Source organism: Pseudomonas sp. GW821-FHT02A08 (assembly GCF_059422045.1).
Genome location: NZ_JBWKWD010000008.1, coordinates 107550 through 127090, shown reverse-complemented (window position 1 = coordinate 127090; position 19541 = coordinate 107550). Strand labels below are relative to the sequence as shown.

Genomic DNA, 19541 nt, shown 5'->3' with positions numbered 1-19541 from the left:
TTCGAAGTTATACAAGTCAACTTTTTTGTATAGGTTTTCTGACGGGCTGCTGTCAGGGGCGACAGCAGCGATTTGCTCGGATTGATGCTCTTTACTGCAGGTGCTCATGCAAGCGGCGGGCGGCTTCCTGACCGCTGAGCCAGGCTCCTTCGACGCGTCCGGACAGGCACCAGTCGCCACAGGCGTAGAGCCCCAGGTCGGCATCGGCCAGGGTGCCCCATTCGTGACTGCTGGCGGGGCGGGCGTAGAGCCAGCGGTGGGCGAGGCTGAAGCTCGGTGCGGGCATGGAATCGTGCAGCAGTTCGGCAAACGCGCCGTGCAACTGCTCGATCACCGCTTCCTTGGACAGGTCGATGTGCTGGCGACTCCAGGCGCTGGTGGCATGCAGCACCCAAGTGTCGAGGGTGTTGTCGCGTCCAGGTTTGCTGCGGTTGCGGGCCAGCCAGTCCAGCGGGCTGTCCTGTACGAAGCAGCCTTCCATGGGCGTTTCCAGCGGCGTTTCGAACGCCAGCGCGACGGCCCAGGTGGGGTCCATTTTCACACCGGCCGCGGCGCCAGCGAGTTTCGGTGCTGATGCCAGAAGCGCCGTGGCCTGTGGGGCTGGCGTGGCGATGACCACGTGGCTGAACGGACCGTGGGTGAAGCCTTCGGCGTCCTGCAGATGCCAGTGTTCTTCGCCGCGATAGACCTCGGTGATCCGGCAGGCGAAATGCACTTCGAGGTCGCCGATCAGGGCACGGGTGATGGCGCTCATGCGGGGCGTGCCGACCCAGCGAGTCTGCTCGTCCGGTGACAGGTTGAGTTGGCCGCCATGGAAGGTGTACAGCTGCGGCGTCCACTCGGCGACCCAGCCTTTGGCCTGCCAGCGCTGGACTTCCGTGACAAAGCGGCGGTCGCGGGCGGTGAAGTATTGCGCGCCCATGTCCAGGGCCCCCGCATCGCTGCGCTTGCTCGACATGCGCCCGCCGCTGCCGCGGCTTTTATCGAACAGCTGAACCACGTGCCCGAGGTCCGTCAGGGCCTGGGCGGCGGAGAGTCCGGCAATGCCGGTGCCGATGATTGCGATAGGTACAGTCATAGGGGCCTCGTTTACCTTTCTGTACAGACTACGCCGGGGTTCAAACCTGTACAATGTTGTTTTTTGGTATAACTTTTAGCGTTCTCGTTCTGACAGCTTGGCCTATTGTTAAACATAGAGCCTGCTCGATACCAAAGATCCCTGCTTATAAAAATAGACTAATGGACAAGGTAAAACGCCACGCGAGGAAGAAGTCATGCACATATTGCTGACCGGCGGTACTGGTTTGATAGGACGTCAGCTCTGCCGGCACTGGTTGGGCCAGGGTCATCGCCTGACAGTCTGGAGTCGCCAACCTGGAAATGTCGCGAAAATATGTGGTGCCCAAGTGCGTGGAATCGCCCGTCTGGAGGATCTCGGGCAAGAACCTGTCGATGCAATTATCAATCTTGCCGGTGCGCCGATTGCCGCCCGGCCCTGGACGCACAAACGCAAAGCCCTGTTGTGGAGCAGTCGCATCTCGCTGACTGAAACCCTGCTGGCCTGGCTGGAAAGCCGCGATCAGAAACCCCAGGTGCTGATCTCCGGTTCTGCTGTCGGTTGGTATGGCGATGGTGGCGAACGTGAGTTGACCGAACAGTCGCCACCGGTCATCGATGATTTCGCCAGTCAGTTATGCATCGCCTGGGAAGAGACCGCCCAGCGGGCTGAAGCGCTGGGCATTCGCGTCATCCTTGTCCGTACCGGGCTGGTTCTATCGGCCGAGGGCGGCTTTTTGTCGCGGCTGTTACTGCCGTTCAAGCTGGGCCTGGGAGGCCCGATCGGCAACGGCCGGCAGTGGATGCCATGGATTCATATCGACGATCAAATCGCCCTGATTGATTTTCTTCTGCATCGCAACGAGGCCAGCGGTCCCTATAATGCGTGCGCGCCCAAGCCGGTGCGCAACCGCGAGTTTGCCGAGGCATTGGGCGGCGTGCTGCATCGCCCGGTGTTCATGCCGATGCCGGCCTTCGCATTGAAGGTGGGGCTGGGCGAGTTGTCGTTGCTGTTGCTGGGCGGCCAGCGCGCCACTCCGGTGCGTTTGTTACAGGCGGGTTTCACTTTTAAGTTCACGGATTTGCGCGCGGCTCTGGACGATCTGTCCGGTCGCCTTTGAAATAGGACGTTGCATGACCGATCACGCGTTGCTTCTGGTCAACCTGGGCTCACCTGCCTCCACCTCGGTGGCGGATGTGCGCAGTTACCTCAATCAATTTCTGATGGACCCGTACGTGATCGACCTGCCATGGCCGGTTCGACGGCTGTTGGTATCGCTGATCCTGATCAAGCGTCCCGAGCAGTCGGCCCATGCCTATGCCTCGATCTGGTGGGACGAGGGCTCGCCGCTGGTGGTGCTAAGCCGTCGACTGCAACAAGCGATGACCCGTCAATGGCAGCACGGCCCGGTCGAACTGGCGATGCGTTATGGCGAGCCATCGATTGAATCGACACTGGTGCGCCTGGTCGCGGCGGGGCACAAGCGGATCACCCTGGCGCCGCTGTATCCACAGTTCGCCGACAGCACCACGACTACGGTCATCGAAGAGGCCAGACGCGTGGTGCGCGAGAAAAACCTCGACGTGCAGTTGTCGGTGCTCCAGCCGTTCTACGACCAACCGGAATACCTCGATGCGCTGGTGGCCACGACCCGGCCGCATTTGCAGCAGGACTTCGATCACTTGCTGATGAGTTTTCATGGATTGCCGGAGCGGCATCTGAAGAAGCTCAACCCCGGTCACAGCTTCGAGGGTGGCGGTGATTGTTGCGCCGGGGCGCCACCTGAGGTGGTTGCCACCTGTTATCGCGGCCAGTGCCTGCGTACGGCGGCAGAGTTTGCCAAGCGCATGGGATTGCCGGAGGGCAAGTGGTCGGTGTCGTTCCAGTCGCGCCTGGGGCGCGCCAAATGGATCGAGCCCTACACCGAAGCGCGCCTCGATGAGTTGGCCAAAAGCGGCGTGAAAAAGGTTCTGGTGATGTGCCCGGCGTTCGTTGCCGATTGCATCGAGACCCTGGAAGAGATCGGTGATCGCGGCAAGGAGCAATTCCGCGCAGCGGGGGGAGAGGACCTGGTGCTGGTGCCGTGCCTCAACGATGATCCGCATTGGGCGCGGGCGTTGAGTGCGTTGTGCGAAAGGGCGCCGTTGGTGCTTTAAAAGCTTCGTCGGAACGCCGCCCGGAGCAAGCCCTCTCCCACAGGTGGAATGCATTCCAAATGTGGGAGCGGGCTTGCTCGCGAAGAGGGTCTTTCAGTCAGTGAAGAATCCGAACCTGCTTAGATCAGCGGCTCATTCGCCTTCTTGTGCTTCCAGCTGTCATTGCCCGGCAGGATCAGGTTCAAGCCAATCGCTACCACCGCGCACAGCGCGATGCCCTTGAGGCCGAAGTCGTCCGGTCCGGTGCCGGTGCCGATCAACACGCCGCCGATCCCGAACACCAGGGTCACCGACACAATCACCAGATTGCGCGCCTCGCCCAGATCGATCTTGTGGCGGATCAGCGTGTTCATCCCCACCGCCGCAATCGAACCGAACAACAGGCACAGAATCCCGCCCATCACCGGCACCGGAATGCTTTGCAGCAGCGCGCCGAACTTGCCGATGAACGCCAGGCTGATGGCGAAGATCGCCGCCCAGGTCATGATTTTCGGGTTGTAGTTCTTGGTCAGCATCACCGCGCCGGTCACTTCGGCGTAGGTGGTGTTGGGCGGGCCGCCGAACAGGCCGGCCGCCGTGGTGGCAATGCCATCGCCGAGCAGGGTGCGGTGCAGACCGGGCTTCTTCAGGTAATCGCGACCGGTCACACTACCCACGGCAATCACGCCTCCGATGTGCTCGATGGCCGGGGCCAGGGCCACCGGAACGATGAACAGAATCGCCTGCCAGTTGAATTCCGGTGCGGTGAAGTGCGGGATGGCAAACCACGGTGCGGCCGCAATCTTTGCGGTATCGACGACGCCGAAGTAGAACGCCATACCAAAGCCCACCAGCACGCCGGAGATGATCGGCACCAGGCGGAAGATGCCCTTGCCGAATACCGCGACGATCAGTGTGGTCAGCAGCGCTGGCATCGAAATCATCATCGCCGTCTGGTAATGAATCAGCTCGCTACCGTCGCCAGCCTTGCCCATGGCCATGTTGGCGGCAATCGGCGCCATGGCCAGGCCGATCGAAATGATCACCGGGCCGATTACTACCGGCGGGAGCAGGCGGTCGATGAAACCAGTGCCTTTGATCTTCACCGCGAGGCCGAGGAAGGTGTAGACGAAACCGGCCGCCATTACGCCGCCCATGGTCGCGGCCAGGCCGAACTGGCCCTTGGCGAGAATGATCGGGGTGATGAAGGCAAAGCTCGATGCCAGGAACACCGGCACCTGACGTCCGGTGACGATCTGGAACAGGATCGTCCCCAGGCCTGCGGTAAACAGCGCCACGTTCGGGTCGAGGCCGGTAATCAGCGGCATCAACACCAGGGCGCCGAAAGCCACGAACAGCATCTGTGCGCCGGACAGCACCGTGCGCCAGAGCGGATCGTTGAACTCTTGCTGCATGCTCACGCGTCCTTCTGCTTGGTGCCGAAGATCTTGTCGCCAGCATCGCCCAGGCCCGGGATGATGTAACCGTGTTCGTTCAGTTTTTGATCAATGGACGCGGTGTAGATGGTCACGTCCGGGTGAGCTTTCTCGACCACGGCAATGCCTTCCGGCGCGGCAACCAGCACCATGGCGCGGATGTCCTTGCAACCGGCTTTTTTCAGCAGGTCGATAGTGGCGACCATCGAGCCGCCGGTGGCGAGCATCGGGTCGATGATCATGGCCAGGCGTTCGTCGATCTCCGGGACCAGTTTTTCCAGGTAGGTGTGGGCTTCGAGGGTTTCCTCGTTGCGGGCCACGCCCACGGCGCTGACTTTGGCGCCCGGGATCAGGCTGAGCACACCTTCGAGCATGCCTATGCCGGCACGCAGGATCGGCACCACGGTGATTTTCTTGCCGGCGATTTTCTCGACCGATACGGTGCCGCACCAACCTTCGATATCGTAGGATTCCAGCGGCAGGTCTTTGGTGGCTTCATAGGTCAGCAGGGCGCCGACTTCCTGAGCGAGCTCACGGAAATTCTTGGTGCTGATGTCTGCGCGGCGCATCAGGCCAAGTTTATGACGGATCAGCGGGTGGCGGATCTCGAGGATGGGCATGGGAAAGGCTCCGGCGGCGGGCAAAAAAACCGGCCTAGATTAATCTATCCGAGGGTGTTGTCCTATAGACATAGAGTACGTTAGTCCACAAACGCTTGATCTGGCCGTTCGGGATGCGTACCTTTGCCCGCTTTTCCGAATCCGTCCCCCCCTTGGAGAGCGCCATGTCCGCTGATCTCGAGCATATCCGTCAAATCATGCGAGAGGCTGACTGCCTGTACACCGAAGCTGAAGTCGAGGCGGCCATCGCCCGCGTCGGTGCACAAATCAACGATCAACTGGCGGACAGCAACCCGGTGGTGTTCTGTGTGATGAACGGCGGGCTGATTTTCTCCGGCAAGCTGCTGACCTACCTGCACTTCCCGTTGGAAGCGTCCTACCTGCACGCCACCCGCTATCGCAACGAAACCAGCGGCGGCGACCTGTTCTGGAAGGCCAAGCCGGAGGTTTCCTTCATCGACCGTGACGTGCTGATCATCGACGACATCCTCGACGAAGGTCACACCCTGGGCGCGATCATCGACTTCTGCAAACACGCCGGTGCCCGCAAAGTGCACACCGCCGTGCTGATCGACAAAGACCACGACCGCAAGGCCCGCCCGGACCTCAAGGCCGATTTCGTCGGTCTGCCGTGCATCGACCGCTACATCTTCGGTTACGGCATGGACTACAAAGGCTACTGGCGTAATGCTAACGGGATCTTTGCGGTTAAAGGAATGTAAGAACATGAGCGTGCCGAGCTTTCTGGATCAGACCCTGTTCGCCGAGCTGGCCGGGAAAGCCGCGGCCAATCCTCGTGGACGCCAGCATCACAACTTCCATCAGATGGAAGACGCTTGCCATCGCATGGCGGTGGGGTTGCAGCCGTCCACCTATGTCCCGCCTCACCGGCATCTGGGCGCCAACAAGGCCGAAACCCTGTTGGTCCTCAAGGGGCGGCTGGGCGTGTTGATCTTTGATGAGACCGGTGCGGTGCTGAGCAAGACCGTGCTGCAGGCCGGTGGCGACTGTGTTGGCGTGGACCTGCCAACCGGTGTGTTCCACGGGTTGGTGGTGCTGGAGGCCGACAGCCTGATGTTCGAATGCAAGGCCGGTCCTTACCGCCCGGTCGGTGAGGGTGAGCTGGCGCATTGGGCGCCGCGTGAGGGCGAGCCCGGTGTTGCCGAGTATCAGGCGTGGATGCGCGCGCAATTCGATTGATTTTCTTCCTGTGGGAGCGGGCTTGCTCGCGAATGCGGTGTGTCAGTTGCAGTGATGTGACGGACACTCCCTCTTCGCGAGCAAGCCCGCTCCCACAGTGGTTTCTGTGTACTTGAACCACTTCCTTCAGCCCATGCTAGAGTGCTCGGCCCCGACTCCGGAGCCTGCCATGAACCCTTTTACCCGCAGCTGCGCCGCCCTGTTGCTGACCCTCAGCCTGCCCCTGGCCGCCGCGCCGGCGCCCATGCACAGTCAATTCCTGCCGCCGGACGATCTCACTCTGCGCGATGCCGATCCCGAACAGCAGCAACTGATGCAGGTCACCGATTACTCGGTGGTGGTCGGCGCTCAGCGTCAATCCAGTCAACAACCGATTCCGGTCACTTCACCGCTGATGATTCGGCTCAAGGGCAAATCCCTGAACAAGGGCGCCACCATCAGTCAGGTGCTGGTCAACTTCGATGGTGAAAGCAAAAGCCTGAAGAAGCCGGTTTACGACGAGGCGAGCAAGACCCTGACCCTTTATTACCCGCTGGCGCAATACCGGATGGTGATCGACTTGTTGCGCAACGACACGGTGTATTGCCAGTTTCTCAGCTACGCCAATGGCCATGTCTGGGCCGATCTGCACACCGGCAGCACTCGTCCGCGTTGAGCCCTGTGCCCGCGCAGGGGTAAACTGCCCGCCCCGTGAAATGTCTGCGAGCTGGAGTCGGCAATGCGTAAAGATAAAAAACAAGTGATTGGTGACGAGATCGGCGATGAGCAGATCAGGTTGTTCCTCGATTTCGAACCGGTCGACGCGACTTCTCCGTCCCTGCACAAACTGGTCAAGGCCTACCGTGGCCTGCGCATCGACGATTTCGAGCGTTTCCTGACGTTCTTCGTCGAAGCGGGATACGACGTGAATGGCAAGGATGAGCACGGCAATGACTTCGTTGCCCTGATCAAGGATCAGCGCAATGCGTCGGACTACATCGAGTTGATCGAGAAGGTTCGCGGTTAAGATCAAGAGATCGCAGCCTCGCTTCGCTCGACAGCTCCTACACTGGACCGCGTGTTCCTGTAGGAGCTGTCGAGCGAAGCGAGGCTGCGATCTTTCAAATGCATAAAAAAACGCCCCGTACTCAGCGAGTACGGGGCGTTTTTCATCGGGCCGAATCAAGCGTAGCTTTCGGTCTCGCTGCTGGCTTCAACCAGTTCCAGGGCAACGTTGTTCTGCGTGTTGATCTTGCGATACAGCGCAGCGTCGGTTTCCAGAACCTTTTCCCGGGCCGGGAAGATTTCGGCCAGTTTGCTAGCCCATTCGCCTTTGGCTTTGCCCGGGAAGCATTTCTCGATCAGTTCCAGCATGATCGAAACGGTCACCGAAGCACCTGGCGAAGCGCCGAGCAGTGCCGCCAGGGAACCGTCCTTGGCCGCGACCAGTTCGGTACCGAATTGCAGGATGCCGCCTTTCTTCGGGTCTTTCTTGATGATCTGCACCCGTTGGCCGGCCACTTCCAGGCGCCAGTCTTCGGCTTTCGCCTCAGGGTAGAAGCGACGCAGGGACTCCAGGCGCTGCTCCATCGACTGCATCACTTCGCTGACCAGGTACTTGGTCAGGTCCATGTTGTTTTTTGCCACGGACAGCATCGGGCCGATGTTGCCGGCACGAACCGACATCGGCAGGTCCATGAAGGAACCGTGCTTGAGGAACTTGGTGGTGAAGCCGGCATAAGGTCCGAACAGCAGGGACTTCTTGCCTTCGACCACGCGGGTGTCCAGGTGCGGCACGGACATTGGCGGCGAACCTACGGCAGCCTGGCTGTAGACCTTGGCCTGGTGGTGCTTGACCACTTCCGGGTTATCGCAACGCAGCCATTGGCCGCTGATCGGGAAGCCGCCGAAGCCTTTGCTCTCTTCGATTCCCGAGGCCTGCAGCAACGGCAATGCCGCACCGCCCGCGCCGAGGAAGACGAATTTGGCGTCGACTTCACGGGTGTTGCCGCTGTTGACGTCCTTGATGCTGACAGTCCAGCCACCGTTGCTGCGCTTGAGGCCGGTCACGCGCTTGCAGTACTTGACCTGGGCATCGGGTGCGCTGGTCAGGTGCTTGAGCAACTGGTTGGTCAGGGCGCCGAAGTTGACGTCGGTGCCATTGATCACGCGGGTCGCGGCGAGGGTTTCGCCAGGATCGCGGCCAGGCATCATCAGCGGCATCCACTCGGCCATTTTGGCCTTGTCTTCGGTGTATTCCATGTCCGCGAAGGCGTGGTGCTTGCTCAGCACCTTGAAGCGCTCCTTGAGGAAGGACACGCCGCTGTCGCCCTGCACGAAACTCAGGTGTGGCACCGGGCTGATAAACGATTTGCACGAGCCGAACGTGCCCTTCCTGGTCAAATACGACCAGAACTGCTTCGACACCTCGAACTGGGTGTTGATGTGCACGGCTTTCTTGATGTCGACGGCGCCATCGGCTGCCTGCGGCGTGTAGTTGAGCTCACACAGCCCGGCGTGACCGGTACCGGCGTTGTTCCACGGGTTGGAACTCTCCGCGGCACCGGAATCCATCAACTCGACGACTTCCAGCTTGATCGCGGGGTCGAGCTCTTTGAGCAGCACTGCAAGGGTGGCACTCATGATGCCGGCCCCAACCAGTACTACGTCGACTGCTTCGTTATGCGCCATTTAACGCGTCTCCAAAATCTGCAGCACCAAATTGTCGGCATGGCTGCCAGGCGTTCCGGGGCGTGTCAGTGTGGCCCCAGGGTATTCATGGCAGTATCGCCATGTCCGAATCTTCGCAATTTATCGCAACTTCGACGGACGCTACCTGCCGGGCCTATGAGCCATATGAACTCATTTCGGCGCGCGGGAGGCAATTCGACTTATGGTCGATACATCCGTTTGTGCAACCAAATCCGTAGCGGACAGGCTTCAGGCTCCGGTGTTCGAGGAATACTCGGTCCTGTGTCGTTGGGCTGTTGTAGACGCTAATGGTGCATGTTCAGACGCAAAACTATTCATTTGCTCGCCACACTCTTGTGAAGTTGTGAAAACCCGTTTTTTTCACGCTCTTTTGAAGACGTGAACCTCAAAAAGGGCTGTCCCAGCCTGGCACCGTGCCCGGATGGATTGCCGCCATGGGATACAGGGCAGGCAAAACGGGCAAACAGCTCAGTGACCGAGCGTAATGACAGCTCTGCAGATTCGCGAAAAGTGGAGGTTTTGCTCAACAAAACAGCAAGCGCGCCAGCTTCACTCGATCTGTGTGGGCGGCTCTCTGTGGGCGGTGCGGGGTGTCAATACAAGCGCATTGACGATGCTGCGAGGCCCGATCAGGAGACGTCCTTATAATCGGGGGGAGATTGTATCTAAGAAACGCAGGGAAATGGTCGTGTTTAATGACTTTTATTAGGTGTTTGGTCAGGTCGTCATCAGATGTTGTGCGCGCGAGCGTGGCAGGTGTTGCTGCGAAACGACACGGGCACCGGCTGGCAGGGGCTGATTCAGCCAGTTCAGGCGGATCTCTTCGATTTCAACCCAGCCATCGCCCATGGGCTGGAGGCTGCACTGCTTGAAGGCCTGGCAGCGGCCGTTGCGGTCGATCAGGGCGAAGCAGCGATGCAACGGGCGTGGCGCGAACAGAGAGATCAGATGGCGCATGGCGGAGTACCGTGTTGGTTTTCTGTAGAAAACGATAATCGCAAGCCATTACGTGCAAGTGTATGGAGGGTGACATCTGTATGACAGGAACCGCGTTGCCAAGGGCTTGTCAGAGATTTCATCAAACACTGTGAGGTGCTGGTTACCCGCAGTGGCGCACCGCTATACTGCCGGCCTGTTTGTGCCTGATTCTGGAGAGAAGAGCATGTTGCAACGCCTGTTGTTCGGTTTGATCACTGTGACCAGTTTGACCCTGGTTGGCTGCGCCCACAGCCCGCAACAACTGAGCCCGGAACCGAAGCTGACCGCCCAACTGGCCCCGGTCGGCCATGGTCAGCCCGTCGTGGTGCGTGTAGTGGACGGTCGTCCGTCACCGACACTGGGCACCCGTGGTGGCCTGTATCCGGAAACCAGCGCAATCACCGTGCAGAGCGCGCAGATCCTGCCGAAGTTGCAGGCCCAGGCTGAAGCCGCCGTGCGGCTGTTGGGCTTTACCCCGACGAACAACGCCATGAACGCACCGCAACTGACCGTGACCCTGACGGAGTTGAAGTACCAGTCGCCCAAGGAAGGCATGTACGTGACCGAAGCCACCATCGGCGCGACCTTCCGCTCCGATGTACAGAACGCCAACCGTCGCTACAGCGGCCGTTATGGTTCGTCCCTGGACCAGCGCTTCGGTATGGCGCCGAACCAGGAAACCAACACCAAGCTGGTCAGCGATGTGCTGAGCGATGCGTTGACCCGCCTGTTCAAGGACCCGACCGTGGGTCAGATTCTCGGCGAGTAATGCGAGCCCACTGTAGGAGCGAGCTTGCTCGCGATGGTCGTTAACGATTACGCGGGAAATCTGATTCCCCGCGGTGCCCTCAAGTCCATCGCGAGCAAGCTCGCTCCTACAGATTGGTGTCAGGCCGCTTCTGAGTAGAAATCCAGCACACTCACACCGGTCAGTAAATCCGTTTCAGGCAAATCCGCATGGTGATGCCCGCCCAAGGCGCAATACACCAGCCAGTGGCGATCCTGAACGTTGAAGGCGAGGCTGCCGACGAGGGCTTGTTGTTCTTCGCTGGGGGTGATGAGGTAAAGGCGATCCTGGTTTTCGGCGTGGAGCATGACGTGGTCCTTGTCGGTTTCGAGGCGCGCATGTTCGCCGATACAGATGACGAAGCCGTGACGCAGGACAGCCATTGATCAAATGCTTCGTTATTTGTCGGAAACAGAGGGCAGGTACGCAGGCTTTCGGTAGAATCCGCGCCGCGGTCGCCGGTCCGGCACCTGCCACCTGATTTGCTTGAGGTCTGTGATGTCGCTGCACTTGATGACGCTGTTTACCGCCCATCCCGCCAAATTGATCAATCTGCTGGCCTTGCTCTTTGCCTTCCCGGGCGGCTGGTTGCTGCACGCCACCCGTCGTCGCGAACTGCGCGCGATGGCCAGTTTGCAGGCGCAGCGCCAGAGCAGCCCCAACGTAGAACCCACGCTGGACTGGGCGACCTTGCGCATGAACCGGTTTTTCTACATCTTCGGCTTTGCCTGCATGGGGATCGCGCTGCTGGTGTCGTGGATCAGCACTCAGGTCTGAGTAACCGCAAAACCTGTGGCGAACAGATACAAAAGCGGCGCCCCAGGGGCGCCGTTTTCACATCTGGCAGAAACCGCTTACAGCGGTAATCCTGCCTTCACCCGGTACTGATTGCGCACCGGCGTCGCATATTGCAGCACCAGGAATGGACGATGTTCCTCAGGGCAGGCGTCCAGGCGGCGTTGCCATTCTTCATGGGCCTTGGCCAGTTCCTCGGCCGGGAACATTTCGGCGGCTTTGGGCACCTGCAACTGCGGATCGGCGTCCTTCCACTGCGCATAAGCCAGGTAGTGCACCGGGAACAAGCGGTATCCGCTGAGGATTTGCCTGTCCATTTCGACCGCCAATTGCTTGGTGTCTTCGAACAGTTCGGTGATCGGCGCGGCAAAGTTCACATGCACCCGGCCCTTGTAGCCGGTGATGCCCTTGGCGATGCTCACGTCATCCTCGCCTGGCACTTTGGTGTAGGTGCCGGTGGTGGCGCGGATGTAAAGCTCGCGGGCCTTGGCCTGGTCACACGGGTCGTATTCGTAGCTGATCGACACCGGGGTCAGGTTCAGCGACTGAATGACTTCGCCGAACGGCTCGTCCTTGCGACTCATGTGGAACATCTTGAGGATCGCCGATTCGGTACGGTCGTCACCGTCCTTGGCGCGGCCTTCGGCCTGGGCGATCCAGATCGAGGCGCAATCGTTGCGGATCGAATGGTTGATGTACGCCGAAAGCAATTGATAGGCCGCCATTTTCTCCCGGCGTCCGCTGATCGAGCGGTGCACGATGAAGCTCTTGTTCAGGCGCATCAGGTCGCTGACGAAGGGCTTTTGCAGCAGGTTGTCGCCAATGGCGATGCGCGGGGTCGGCAGGCCGGCGTGGTACACGGCGTAGTTGACGAAGGCCGGGTCCATCACGATGTCGCGGTGGTTGGCGATGAACAGGTAGGCGCTGCCGGATTTGAATTGCTCCACACCGGTATAGGTGACACCGTCGGTGGCGCGCTCGATGGTGTGGTCGACGTAAACCTCGACTTTGTCCTGTAACGTGGCCACACAGGTCACGCCGGCAAACTCACGGCGCAGCCGATGGGCTATAAGAGGTTTGAGCGCCCAGCCTAAGGCGCCGGCAAAACGCGGGAAGCGGAAGTGGGTGAGGATATCTAGAAACGCCTTGTCGCCGAGCAGCCGGTCCAGCACCGCTGGGACTTCGCTGTCGTCGTAAGGTCGGATGGCATCGAATTCGCCCATCATGCTCTCTTGTTAGAAACGGCTAGGGTAAGTAAAGGTTTTGTTCGAAAACCGGCGGGGCACGGTCTGAAAAAGTAGCCAGACAAAAATAGCCCTGCAAATAGACCGGCGATTATACGCACAAGTCACTTGGGAGACCGCGATGCTGGAAAACGCAGTGTATGAATGTCCGTATTGTGGTGAGGAGGTAGAGACGACGCTGGATTTGTCCGGTGGCGATCAGACCTATATCGAGGACTGTCAGGTGTGCTGCCGGCCGATAACCTTCGTGTTGCAGGTTCATGAAGAGGAATGGCATCTCGAAGTGTTCAGTGAAAACGAATGAGGAGCGTGTATGCAGCGCATCTACGATCCGGAAAACCTGATGGAAGGCGAGTTGCTGCAAGGCATGCTCGCCAGCGAGGGTATCGAGGCGCATCTGGTGGGCCGTGATTTGCTCGGGGGCAGCGGCGAGTTGCCGATCTATGGCCTGCTCGGGCTGTCGGTCGAGAACGACCAGGCTGCATACGCCCGCGAGCTGATCACCGCGTACAATGCCGCGCTGCCGCTGTCCGGCGATGAACCGGACAGCTTTCCCGGCACGCTGGTCTGTTAGGCTGGCGTTCGTTTGATCAAGAGCCGTGTTGCCCCATGTGTGGACGTTATGCCCTGTTTCGCTGGAACCCCGCCTTCGCGGCGCTGCCCGGTTTTCCCGCCGACCAGCAGGCGCAGTGGAACATTTCCCCGAATGATTCGGTGTTGATGCTGCGGGCCGAGCCTGACGGTCAGCGCACGCTGGCCCGCGCCCGCTGGGGCCTGACGCCACCCTGGCTGACCGATCTGTCCCGCACTCCGGCCCACGCCCGCGCCGAAACCGTTGCCGAACAACCGATGTTCCGCGAAGCCCTGCGCCTGCGCCGCTGCCTGTTGCCGGCCAATGGTTTCTACGAATGGCGCGGCACGACGCGCAAGCGCCCGTACTGGCTGACACCGGGGGAGGGCTCGTCATTGTTCTTTGCGGCGATCTGGGAGGCATATCCGGTGCAGGAGCAGGTGTGGCTGAGTACCGCCGTGATCACCCAGCCGGCGGCAAGCCAGCGGCGGCCGTTGATTCTTGATGAGGCGGGGCAGGCCGCGTGGCTGGATCCCGAGACGCCGTTGCATGCTTTGCAAGCCTTGCTGGCCAGTGAACCCGCCGCATTGCGTGAGCGGGTGCTGGCCAACATGGTGAATGATCCGAAGCTCAATGGGCCGGAGTGTCTGACGCCGGGTTGAGTTTTTTGGTGTCAGTGCTGGCCCCTTCGCGAGCAAGCCCGCTCCCACATTGGATCTGTGGCGTACACAAATCCCCTGTGGGAGCGGGCTTGCTCGCGAAGAGGGCCTGAAGGTCAAACCCTGAACTGATTGATCAACCGCCGCTGCTGCTCGGCCAGCTTGGTCAAGTCCGCACTGGCCGCGCTCGACTCATCCGCACCACCGGCCACTTCATTGGCCACCTGACCGATGTTGATCACGTTGCGGTTGATATCGTCCGCCACCGCACTTTGCTCCTCGGCCGCGCTGGCAATCTGGGTGTTCATGTCGTTGATCACCGACACCGCCTGAGTGATGGTTTCCAGCGCTTCGGCGGCCTTGGCCGCATGTTGCACGCTTTCGTCCGTGCGGTTCTGACTGTCTTCCATGACTCGCACCACATCCCGCGTGCCCTGCTGCAGTTGCTGGATCATGGTCTGGATTTCTTCGGTGGCCTTTTGCGTCTTCTGCGCCAGGTTGCGCACCTCGTCGGCCACCACGGCAAAACCTCGGCCCTGTTCACCGGCGCGGGCGGCTTCGATGGCTGCGTTCAGGGCCAGCAGGTTGGTCTGTTCGGCGATCCCGCGAATGGCGGTGAGGATGGCGTTGATGTTTTCGCTGTCCTTGGCCAGGGTTTGCACCACGCCCACGGCCCGGCCGATCTCCACGGCGAGGGCGCCAATCGAATTCGAGGTGTCGCGCACGATCTGCATGCCCTGGCTGGCGGCTTGATCGGCATGGCTGGCGGCTTGTGCGGCCTGGGTCGCATTGCGCGCAACGTCCTGGGCGGTGGCGGTCATTTCCTGCACGGCGGTGGCCACCTGATCGATCTCGGCCATTTGTTTGTGTACGCCGGTGTTGGTGCGGATAGCGATGTCGGCGGTGTGTTCCGACGAGTCGCTGACGCTCTGCACCGAAGTCACCACCTGAGTGATCATCGCCTGCAATTTGGCCAGGAAGGTGTTGAAGCCTTTGGCGATCGAACCCAGTTCATCGGCGCGGTCGCTGGTCAGGCGCCGGGTCAGGTCACCTTCGCCCTGGGCGATATCGTCGAGCATGGCCACCATCTGCTTGAGCGGACGGGCGATGCCGTGACCCACCAGCCAGATCACCAGCAAGCCAATACCGGCAATCACCAGGCCGACCATCGCCATGCCGAAGGTGTCGGATTTACGCTGGGCGTCGAGGTCGGCCTGGAGTTTTTGCAGGTCGGCCATGACCGCGTTCAGCGGCAATTGCAGCATCAGGGTCCAGCGGGCGTCGGTCTGGCCGATGCCGAAGGGCAGGTACAACTCGATCCGGCCCTGGGCCTTGTCGACGGTGTAGGTGACTTCGCCGCGCTTGAGATTGGCCATGTTGGCAATCTGCTTGCTGTCGAGGATATCGCTGACTTTTTCGCCGAATTTGCTCGGATCCTTGGTGTAGGCAACGATGCGGCCATTGCCGCCGATCAGGGCCATTTCCCCGGCGCCGCCGTAGAGTTTCTGGTTGGCGCCCAGGAGCATTTCCTGGATGAAGTTCACCGACAGGTCGGCGCCAACGATGCCCTGGAAGGCACCGTTGAGCATGATCGGTTCGATAAAGGAGGCGAGCATGACGATTTTATCGCCGACCTTGTATGGCGCAGGATCGATCACGCAGGATTTTCTGGTTTCTTTCGAGCACAGGTAGTACTCGCTGGCGCGCACGCCGGTGGACAGGGTTTTCTGGTCGTCGACGTCCACCAGTTTGTCCAGGCCCAGGGTGCCGTCGTCGTTGCGGAACCACCAGGGCAGGAAGCGCCCGTTGCTGGCGTCGATGCCGACCACCTGGGTGCCGACGTAGGCCGCATCATTGTGGTCCAGCGCGTCTTTTTCCCAGCCGATGTAGGTGCCGAGGATCTTTGGGTTCTTGACTACGTTTTCCTTGATCAGGCCGATCAGTTGCTCACGGCTGAGGCTCAGCGCAGGCTGGCCATCGGCACCGGGTGTGCCGATCAGGGCGTTGACCCGCACCAGTGCGCCGGCTATCAACAGCGGTGCTTCGAGCTCACGCTGGATCTGGCTGACCTGGGTCTGTGCCAGGGACGTCAGGCGTTGTTCGATGACTTGCTCGAACTGGGCCTGGGTCCGTTCCTGGACCATGTCCTGCGTCCGGGCCCCGGAAAACAGCGCGTACACCACCAGCGCTACCACGACACTAAGGACAATGGCGCCGGCAAGGGCTGCCACGGAAAACTGGATCGACTTGAATTTCATGGGGGCTCCGCACGGGAAAAGACGACTGCCCAGATGTATCGGCAGGGTGACGGGCGGGCATGAGCGCGGGCGGATGAAATGACTGTTTTTGCATGCCGGATGTCGTAATTGAATCAATGCGCGGCGTGATGGGCTGTGGGGCGCCGCCGTATGTGAATTTTTTTCTACGGCGATGAGAGCTTTGTCCGAATTGTGCGTCTTACGTCCATAGTATCTGGCGCCTATACATTTCCGCGCCTAGGATACGCAGCATGTTTTCAGGGAGTTTTTTGATGAACAAGATTTTGGTTGTCAGTGCGCTGGGCGCAGCGCTGTTGCTCACCGGTTGCCAGTCGGTCAATACCACCAGTGGCGGTGCTGTAGGCGTTGAGCGCAAGCAATACATGTTCAGCATGTTGTCCGCGCAAGAGGTCGACCAGATGTACGCCCAGTCGTATCAGAAGACTGTGGGCGAGGCGTCCAGCAAAGGTGTGCTGGACAAGACCAGCAATGAAGCCCGGCGGGTTCAGCTGATTGCCGACCGGCTGATTGCCCAGGCGCCGAACTTCCGACCGGACGCGGCCCAGTGGAAGTGGGAAGTCAACCTGATCAAGAGCGATGAACTCAACGCCAACTGCGGCCCTGGCGGCAAGATCATCTTTTACACCGGGCTGATCGACACCCTGAAGCTGACCGACGATGAGATCGCCGCGATCATGGGCCATGAAATCGCCCACGCCCTGCGCGAGCACGGTCGTGAGGCGATGTCCAAGGCTTATGGCATCGAAATGGCCAAGCAGGGCGCCGGTGCCTTGTTGGGGTTGGGGCAGGACACCATGGCCCTGGCCGATACCGTGGCCAACTACGGCATGACCTTGCCCAACAGCCGCGCCAATGAAAACGAAGCGGACCTGATCGGCCTGGAACTGGCCGCCCGCGCCGGTTACAACCCGAATGCCGCGATCACCCTGTGGAACAAGATGAGCAAGGTTTCGGAAGGTGCGCCACCGGAGTTCATGAGCACTCACCCGGCGTCGGCGAGCCGTATTGCGGCGTTGCAGGCGGCGATTCCGAAAGTCATGCCTTTGTACGAGAAGGCCAGGAAGTCCTGATCGTCATGCGGTGAGACTGCTGGCCTCTTCGTCGGATCGCCGCCCGGAGCAAGCCCGCTCCCACAGGGTTCGGCGTCGAGCACAAAACCAATGTGGGAGCGGGCTTGCTCGCGAAGAACGATAACGCGGTCTACTGCGTTACCTCGTCAAACCCATCCGCTGCTCTGCATCGCTTTGTACACCGCGACAATCGCCAGGATGAAGAACGCCGACGCCGCCAGTCGACGGATCAGGGTCAATGGCAATTTGTCCGCGGCAAAGTTACCGGCCAATACCACGGGCACGTTGGCAATCAGCATGCCGAGGGTGGTGCCGATAATCACCAGCCACAGTTCCGGATACTGCGCAGCCAGCATCACGGTCGCGATCTGCGTCTTGTCGCCGATCTCCGCGAGGAAAAACGCGATCAGCGTGGTCAGGAACGGCCCGAACTTGCGGGCGGTGCTGGCCTCGTCGTCATCCATCTTGTCCGGGACCAGGGTCCACAGCGCCGTGGCGGCGAAGCTCGCGGCGAGGATCCAGTGCAGCATCGTATCCGAGAAGAAACTGCCGACCCAGGCACCGACTGCACCGGCGGCCGCGTGGTTGGCCAAGGTCGCGGCGACGATACCGGCGATGATCGGCCAGGGCTTGCGGAAACGGGCGGCGAGAATGAGCGCGAGCAGTTGCGTCTTGTCGCCGATTTCGGCCAAGGCAACGATTGCGGTAGGTACGAGTAATGAATCCAGCATCAGGGGTTTTCCTAAGGGGCGGGTCGACACGGCTATGACACGTACAGCCTTCCCGCCCCGGGTAAGGTGTTCGTGTCATAGGTCTTGTCAAACCCTGCGATCCATCTGATGTGGATGCTTGGGTCGCATGCGCCATGGTCTTTTGACCAAGTATGTTGACGCATGCCGGACGAGCGTGGCGCTCGTGGGAGACTACTCCCCTAGGACGGAGCGGATTCTGCCTTTGCAAAACCCATTCGGCAAGCCTTCTTTTTCAAAAAAGTCTCAGCCGCGTTTTGCCCGGTAGATTCTGAAGCCCTGTCCTTCGGCCTTGATCGAGCACACGCCAAGGTGCTCTTCGATCAGCGGTTGATACTTCAGGAAGCTGTTCGCTACCAGGCGAAGTTCGCCGCCGTTTTTCAGATGTTTGGCCGCTTTTCGCAACAAGTTCTCGGTTGCGAAATAGTCGGTGTGCACGCCGACATGGAATGGTGGATTGCTCAGGATCGCACTCAAACCCATCGGCGCGGCATCGATTCCGTCACCGGTAATCACCTCGGCTTCCAGACCATTGGCAGCCAGGGTCAGACGGCTGCTGGCAGCGGCGAAGGCATCCACATCCAGCATCGTGACCTGGTTGTGCGGGTAACGACGTTTCACCGCCGCGCCCAAGACCCCTGCACCGCAACCGAAATCGAGCAAGTGGCCGCTGGGCAGTTTGTCCAGATGCTCCAGCAGCAGTGCGCTGCCGCGATCCAGGCGACCATGGCTGAACACCCCCGGCAGGCTGATGACCTTCAGCGGGCCTTCGGCCAGCGGCAGTTCGTAGGTCTGCGCCAGGCTTTCCAGCGGTTTGGCTTCAGGCGCGTTGGCCACGGTGACCAGCCAGAGCTGGCAGTGGCGCGCGCTGTCGAGCTTGCGTGGCTTGCCGAACGGATTGAGTTGTTTGGCGGCACCTTCGATGCCGCTTTTTTTCTCGCCGACCAGGTACAGCTCGCGACCGGCAAGCCGCGAGGCGAGGGCGTTGAGGATGTAGTCGGTCAGGTCCTTGGCCTTGGGCAGAAAGACCACCGCTGTATCGAACTCGCGCTCGGGCGCATTCACGCCAAAATGGCTGCGCTCGGCGAAGCGGGCGTCCAGCGCGGCCTGATCGCCGGCGTGCCAGCACCAGCCATGAGCTTCGGGCAGGCGGCCCAGCAAGTCGTCGGCGGGCAAACCGGCCAACAACACCGAACCCTGGAATAACTCGGCCTGACGAAGCAGTACTTCACTGCGCGGATCCATAACTGCTCCCGTGGAAAAAAGTGCC

22 protein-coding genes, 2 pseudogenes and 1 riboswitch are annotated in these 19541 nt (G+C 60.4%); of the genes and pseudogenes, 13 read left to right on the top strand and 11 right to left on the bottom strand.

Annotated features, from left to right (window positions below; genetic code table 11):
- Nucleotides 1-91: 91 nt before the first annotated feature.
- Nucleotides 92-1078, bottom strand: a complete 987-nt coding sequence (locus AC07W4_RS08555; RefSeq protein WP_008046007.1) for an NAD(P)/FAD-dependent oxidoreductase — start codon at nucleotides 1076-1078, stop codon at nucleotides 92-94.
- A gap of 196 nt (nucleotides 1079-1274) precedes the next feature.
- On the opposite strand from AC07W4_RS08555, the gene AC07W4_RS08550 reads away from it, so the two are divergent.
- Entirely contained in the window at nucleotides 1275-2177 is a 903-nt protein-coding gene (locus AC07W4_RS08550) for a TIGR01777 family oxidoreductase (RefSeq protein WP_495032136.1), read from the top strand.
- A 13-nt stretch (nucleotides 2178-2190) separates the two neighbouring features.
- Nucleotides 2191-3213: a ferrochelatase gene (gene hemH, locus AC07W4_RS08545; RefSeq protein ID WP_495032135.1), complete on the top strand. Its 1023-nt coding sequence runs from the start codon at nucleotides 2191-2193 to the stop codon at nucleotides 3211-3213.
- Between the two features lie 119 nt (nucleotides 3214-3332).
- Here the strand turns inward: hemH and AC07W4_RS08540 are convergent, their stop codons facing one another.
- On the bottom strand, nucleotides 3333-4607 hold the full coding sequence (locus AC07W4_RS08540; protein ID WP_057713328.1) for a uracil-xanthine permease family protein: 1275 nt from the start codon (nucleotides 4605-4607) through the stop codon (nucleotides 3333-3335).
- A gap of 2 nt (nucleotides 4608-4609) precedes the next feature.
- Nucleotides 4610-5248 (bottom strand): uracil phosphoribosyltransferase, encoded by a 639-nt coding sequence (upp, locus tag AC07W4_RS08535; protein ID WP_008045998.1) that lies wholly within the window; start codon nucleotides 5246-5248, stop codon nucleotides 4610-4612.
- Between the two features lie 164 nt (nucleotides 5249-5412).
- On the opposite strand from upp, the gene AC07W4_RS08530 reads away from it, so the two are divergent.
- From AC07W4_RS08530 to AC07W4_RS08515, 4 genes are all read left to right on the top strand, one after another.
- The gene (locus AC07W4_RS08530; protein WP_008045996.1) at nucleotides 5413-5970 is read left to right on the top strand and encodes a hypoxanthine-guanine phosphoribosyltransferase; all 558 of its coding nucleotides are present in this window, start codon (nucleotides 5413-5415) and stop codon (nucleotides 5968-5970) included.
- 4 nt (nucleotides 5971-5974) lie between these two features.
- Complete coding sequence (locus AC07W4_RS08525) at nucleotides 5975-6448, top strand: WbuC family cupin fold metalloprotein (RefSeq protein ID WP_495032134.1); 474 nt, start codon at nucleotides 5975-5977, stop codon at nucleotides 6446-6448.
- A 169-nt stretch (nucleotides 6449-6617) separates the two neighbouring features.
- Nucleotides 6618-7103, top strand: coding sequence for a hypothetical protein (locus tag AC07W4_RS08520; protein WP_495032133.1), 486 nt, complete (start codon nucleotides 6618-6620; stop codon nucleotides 7101-7103).
- A 63-nt stretch (nucleotides 7104-7166) separates the two neighbouring features.
- Nucleotides 7167-7454 (top strand): PA4642 family protein, encoded by a 288-nt coding sequence (locus AC07W4_RS08515; RefSeq protein WP_495032132.1) that lies wholly within the window; start codon nucleotides 7167-7169, stop codon nucleotides 7452-7454.
- A 155-nt stretch (nucleotides 7455-7609) separates the two neighbouring features.
- Here the strand turns inward: AC07W4_RS08515 and mqo are convergent, their stop codons facing one another.
- The gene (gene mqo / locus AC07W4_RS08510) at nucleotides 7610-9118 is read right to left on the bottom strand and encodes a malate dehydrogenase (quinone) (protein WP_495032131.1); all 1509 of its coding nucleotides are present in this window, start codon (nucleotides 9116-9118) and stop codon (nucleotides 7610-7612) included.
- 738 nt (nucleotides 9119-9856) lie between these two features.
- Nucleotides 9857-10096, bottom strand: coding sequence for a hypothetical protein (locus AC07W4_RS08505; protein ID WP_495032130.1), 240 nt, complete (start codon nucleotides 10094-10096; stop codon nucleotides 9857-9859).
- A 205-nt stretch (nucleotides 10097-10301) separates the two neighbouring features.
- Here AC07W4_RS08505 and AC07W4_RS08500 point away from each other — a divergent pair, with 205 nt between their 5' ends.
- Both AC07W4_RS08500 and AC07W4_RS08495 read left to right on the top strand, forming a co-directional pair.
- Nucleotides 10302-10886, top strand: coding sequence for a YajG family lipoprotein (locus AC07W4_RS08500; RefSeq protein WP_495032129.1), 585 nt, complete (start codon nucleotides 10302-10304; stop codon nucleotides 10884-10886).
- A gap of 33 nt (nucleotides 10887-10919) precedes the next feature.
- A pseudogene (locus AC07W4_RS08495) lies at nucleotides 10920-11006 on the top strand (outer membrane lipoprotein carrier protein LolA); the annotation flags it as partial.
- Here the strand turns inward: AC07W4_RS08495 and AC07W4_RS08490 are convergent.
- Nucleotides 11006-11212: a hypothetical protein gene (locus AC07W4_RS08490; RefSeq protein WP_033063016.1), complete on the bottom strand. Its 207-nt coding sequence runs from the start codon at nucleotides 11210-11212 to the stop codon at nucleotides 11006-11008. The pseudogene AC07W4_RS08495 and the gene AC07W4_RS08490 sit on opposite strands and share 1 nt — an antisense overlap.
- Nucleotides 11213-11402: 190 nt before the next feature.
- Here AC07W4_RS08490 and AC07W4_RS08485 point away from each other — a divergent pair, with 190 nt between their 5' ends.
- Nucleotides 11403-11681, top strand: coding sequence for a hypothetical protein (locus tag AC07W4_RS08485; protein WP_495032128.1), 279 nt, complete (start codon nucleotides 11403-11405; stop codon nucleotides 11679-11681).
- Between the two features lie 77 nt (nucleotides 11682-11758).
- On the opposite strand, the gene AC07W4_RS08480 is transcribed toward AC07W4_RS08485, so the two are convergent.
- On the bottom strand, nucleotides 11759-12925 hold the full coding sequence (locus tag AC07W4_RS08480; protein WP_495032127.1) for a 1-acyl-sn-glycerol-3-phosphate acyltransferase: 1167 nt from the start codon (nucleotides 12923-12925) through the stop codon (nucleotides 11759-11761).
- A 139-nt stretch (nucleotides 12926-13064) separates the two neighbouring features.
- Between AC07W4_RS08480 and AC07W4_RS08475 the strand changes: the two genes are divergently transcribed.
- Genes AC07W4_RS08475 through AC07W4_RS08465 form a run of 3 tightly spaced genes read left to right on the top strand, consistent with a single transcriptional unit; the run spans nucleotide 13065 to nucleotide 14176 of the window.
- The gene (locus AC07W4_RS08475) at nucleotides 13065-13247 is read left to right on the top strand and encodes a CPXCG motif-containing cysteine-rich protein (protein WP_008045984.1); all 183 of its coding nucleotides are present in this window, start codon (nucleotides 13065-13067) and stop codon (nucleotides 13245-13247) included.
- Between the two features lie 9 nt (nucleotides 13248-13256).
- The gene (locus AC07W4_RS08470; RefSeq protein ID WP_008045983.1) at nucleotides 13257-13517 is read left to right on the top strand and encodes a putative signal transducing protein; all 261 of its coding nucleotides are present in this window, start codon (nucleotides 13257-13259) and stop codon (nucleotides 13515-13517) included.
- Nucleotides 13518-13552: 35 nt separating this feature from the next.
- On the top strand, nucleotides 13553-14176 hold the full coding sequence (locus AC07W4_RS08465; RefSeq protein WP_223454762.1) for an SOS response-associated peptidase: 624 nt from the start codon (nucleotides 13553-13555) through the stop codon (nucleotides 14174-14176).
- A gap of 113 nt (nucleotides 14177-14289) precedes the next feature.
- On the opposite strand, the gene AC07W4_RS08460 is transcribed toward AC07W4_RS08465, so the two are convergent.
- Nucleotides 14290-15033 carry a methyl-accepting chemotaxis protein gene (locus tag AC07W4_RS08460; protein WP_413787378.1) on the bottom strand — a complete coding sequence of 248 codons (744 nt, stop codon included), beginning with the start codon at nucleotides 15031-15033 and terminating at the stop codon, nucleotides 14290-14292.
- Between the two features lie 111 nt (nucleotides 15034-15144).
- Nucleotides 15145-15342 (bottom strand): annotated as a pseudogene (locus tag AC07W4_RS08455) (HAMP domain-containing protein); the annotation flags it as partial.
- A 1361-nt stretch (nucleotides 15343-16703) separates the two neighbouring features.
- Here AC07W4_RS08455 and AC07W4_RS08450 point away from each other — a divergent pair.
- Nucleotides 16704-17522, top strand: a complete 819-nt coding sequence (locus AC07W4_RS08450; RefSeq protein WP_495032126.1) for a M48 family metallopeptidase — start codon at nucleotides 16704-16706, stop codon at nucleotides 17520-17522.
- Between the two features lie 146 nt (nucleotides 17523-17668).
- Here the strand turns inward: AC07W4_RS08450 and AC07W4_RS08445 are convergent, their stop codons facing one another.
- Nucleotides 17669-18253, bottom strand: a complete 585-nt coding sequence (locus AC07W4_RS08445; protein WP_008016665.1) for a TMEM165/GDT1 family protein — start codon at nucleotides 18251-18253, stop codon at nucleotides 17669-17671.
- Between the two features lie 89 nt (nucleotides 18254-18342).
- Nucleotides 18343-18467: riboswitch (yybP-ykoY riboswitch) on the bottom strand.
- A gap of 50 nt (nucleotides 18468-18517) precedes the next feature.
- Nucleotides 18518-19516 (bottom strand): methyltransferase, encoded by a 999-nt coding sequence (locus AC07W4_RS08440; RefSeq protein ID WP_495032125.1) that lies wholly within the window; start codon nucleotides 19514-19516, stop codon nucleotides 18518-18520.
- Nucleotides 19517-19541: the final 25 nt, after the last annotated feature.

Coding starts and splice junctions, on each gene's coding strand:
- AC07W4_RS08540 (WP_057713328.1), bottom strand. CDS start 4,607: ATGCAGCAAGAGTTCAACGATCCGCTCTGGCGCACGGTGCTGTCCGGC.
- AC07W4_RS08550 (WP_495032136.1), top strand. CDS start 1,275: ATGCACATATTGCTGACCGGCGGTACTGGTTTGATAGGACGTCAGCTC.
- AC07W4_RS08445 (WP_008016665.1), bottom strand. CDS start 18,253: ATGCTGGATTCATTACTCGTACCTACCGCAATCGTTGCCTTGGCCGAA.
- AC07W4_RS08500 (WP_495032129.1), top strand. CDS start 10,302: ATGTTGCAACGCCTGTTGTTCGGTTTGATCACTGTGACCAGTTTGACC.
- AC07W4_RS08515 (WP_495032132.1), top strand. CDS start 7,167: ATGCGTAAAGATAAAAAACAAGTGATTGGTGACGAGATCGGCGATGAG.
- AC07W4_RS08520 (WP_495032133.1), top strand. CDS start 6,618: ATGAACCCTTTTACCCGCAGCTGCGCCGCCCTGTTGCTGACCCTCAGC.
- mqo (WP_495032131.1), bottom strand. CDS start 9,118: ATGGCGCATAACGAAGCAGTCGACGTAGTACTGGTTGGGGCCGGCATC.
- AC07W4_RS08530 (WP_008045996.1), top strand. CDS start 5,413: ATGTCCGCTGATCTCGAGCATATCCGTCAAATCATGCGAGAGGCTGAC.
- AC07W4_RS08505 (WP_495032130.1), bottom strand. CDS start 10,096: ATGCGCCATCTGATCTCTCTGTTCGCGCCACGCCCGTTGCATCGCTGC.
- AC07W4_RS08470 (WP_008045983.1), top strand. CDS start 13,257: ATGCAGCGCATCTACGATCCGGAAAACCTGATGGAAGGCGAGTTGCTG.
- AC07W4_RS08460 (WP_413787378.1), bottom strand. CDS start 15,033: ATGGCCGAGATCGATCAGGTGGCCACCGCCGTGCAGGAAATGACCGCC.
- AC07W4_RS08555 (WP_008046007.1), bottom strand. CDS start 1,078: ATGACTGTACCTATCGCAATCATCGGCACCGGCATTGCCGGACTCTCC.
- upp (WP_008045998.1), bottom strand. CDS start 5,248: ATGCCCATCCTCGAGATCCGCCACCCGCTGATCCGTCATAAACTTGGC.
- AC07W4_RS08440 (WP_495032125.1), bottom strand. CDS start 19,516: ATGGATCCGCGCAGTGAAGTACTGCTTCGTCAGGCCGAGTTATTCCAG.
- AC07W4_RS08480 (WP_495032127.1), bottom strand. CDS start 12,925: ATGATGGGCGAATTCGATGCCATCCGACCTTACGACGACAGCGAAGTC.
- AC07W4_RS08525 (WP_495032134.1), top strand. CDS start 5,975: ATGAGCGTGCCGAGCTTTCTGGATCAGACCCTGTTCGCCGAGCTGGCC.
- AC07W4_RS08450 (WP_495032126.1), top strand. CDS start 16,704: ATGAACAAGATTTTGGTTGTCAGTGCGCTGGGCGCAGCGCTGTTGCTC.
- hemH (WP_495032135.1), top strand. CDS start 2,191: ATGACCGATCACGCGTTGCTTCTGGTCAACCTGGGCTCACCTGCCTCC.
- AC07W4_RS08490 (WP_033063016.1), bottom strand. CDS start 11,212: ATGCTCCACGCCGAAAACCAGGATCGCCTTTACCTCATCACCCCCAGC.
- AC07W4_RS08465 (WP_223454762.1), top strand. CDS start 13,553: ATGTGTGGACGTTATGCCCTGTTTCGCTGGAACCCCGCCTTCGCGGCG.
- AC07W4_RS08485 (WP_495032128.1), top strand. CDS start 11,403: ATGTCGCTGCACTTGATGACGCTGTTTACCGCCCATCCCGCCAAATTG.
- AC07W4_RS08475 (WP_008045984.1), top strand. CDS start 13,065: ATGCTGGAAAACGCAGTGTATGAATGTCCGTATTGTGGTGAGGAGGTA.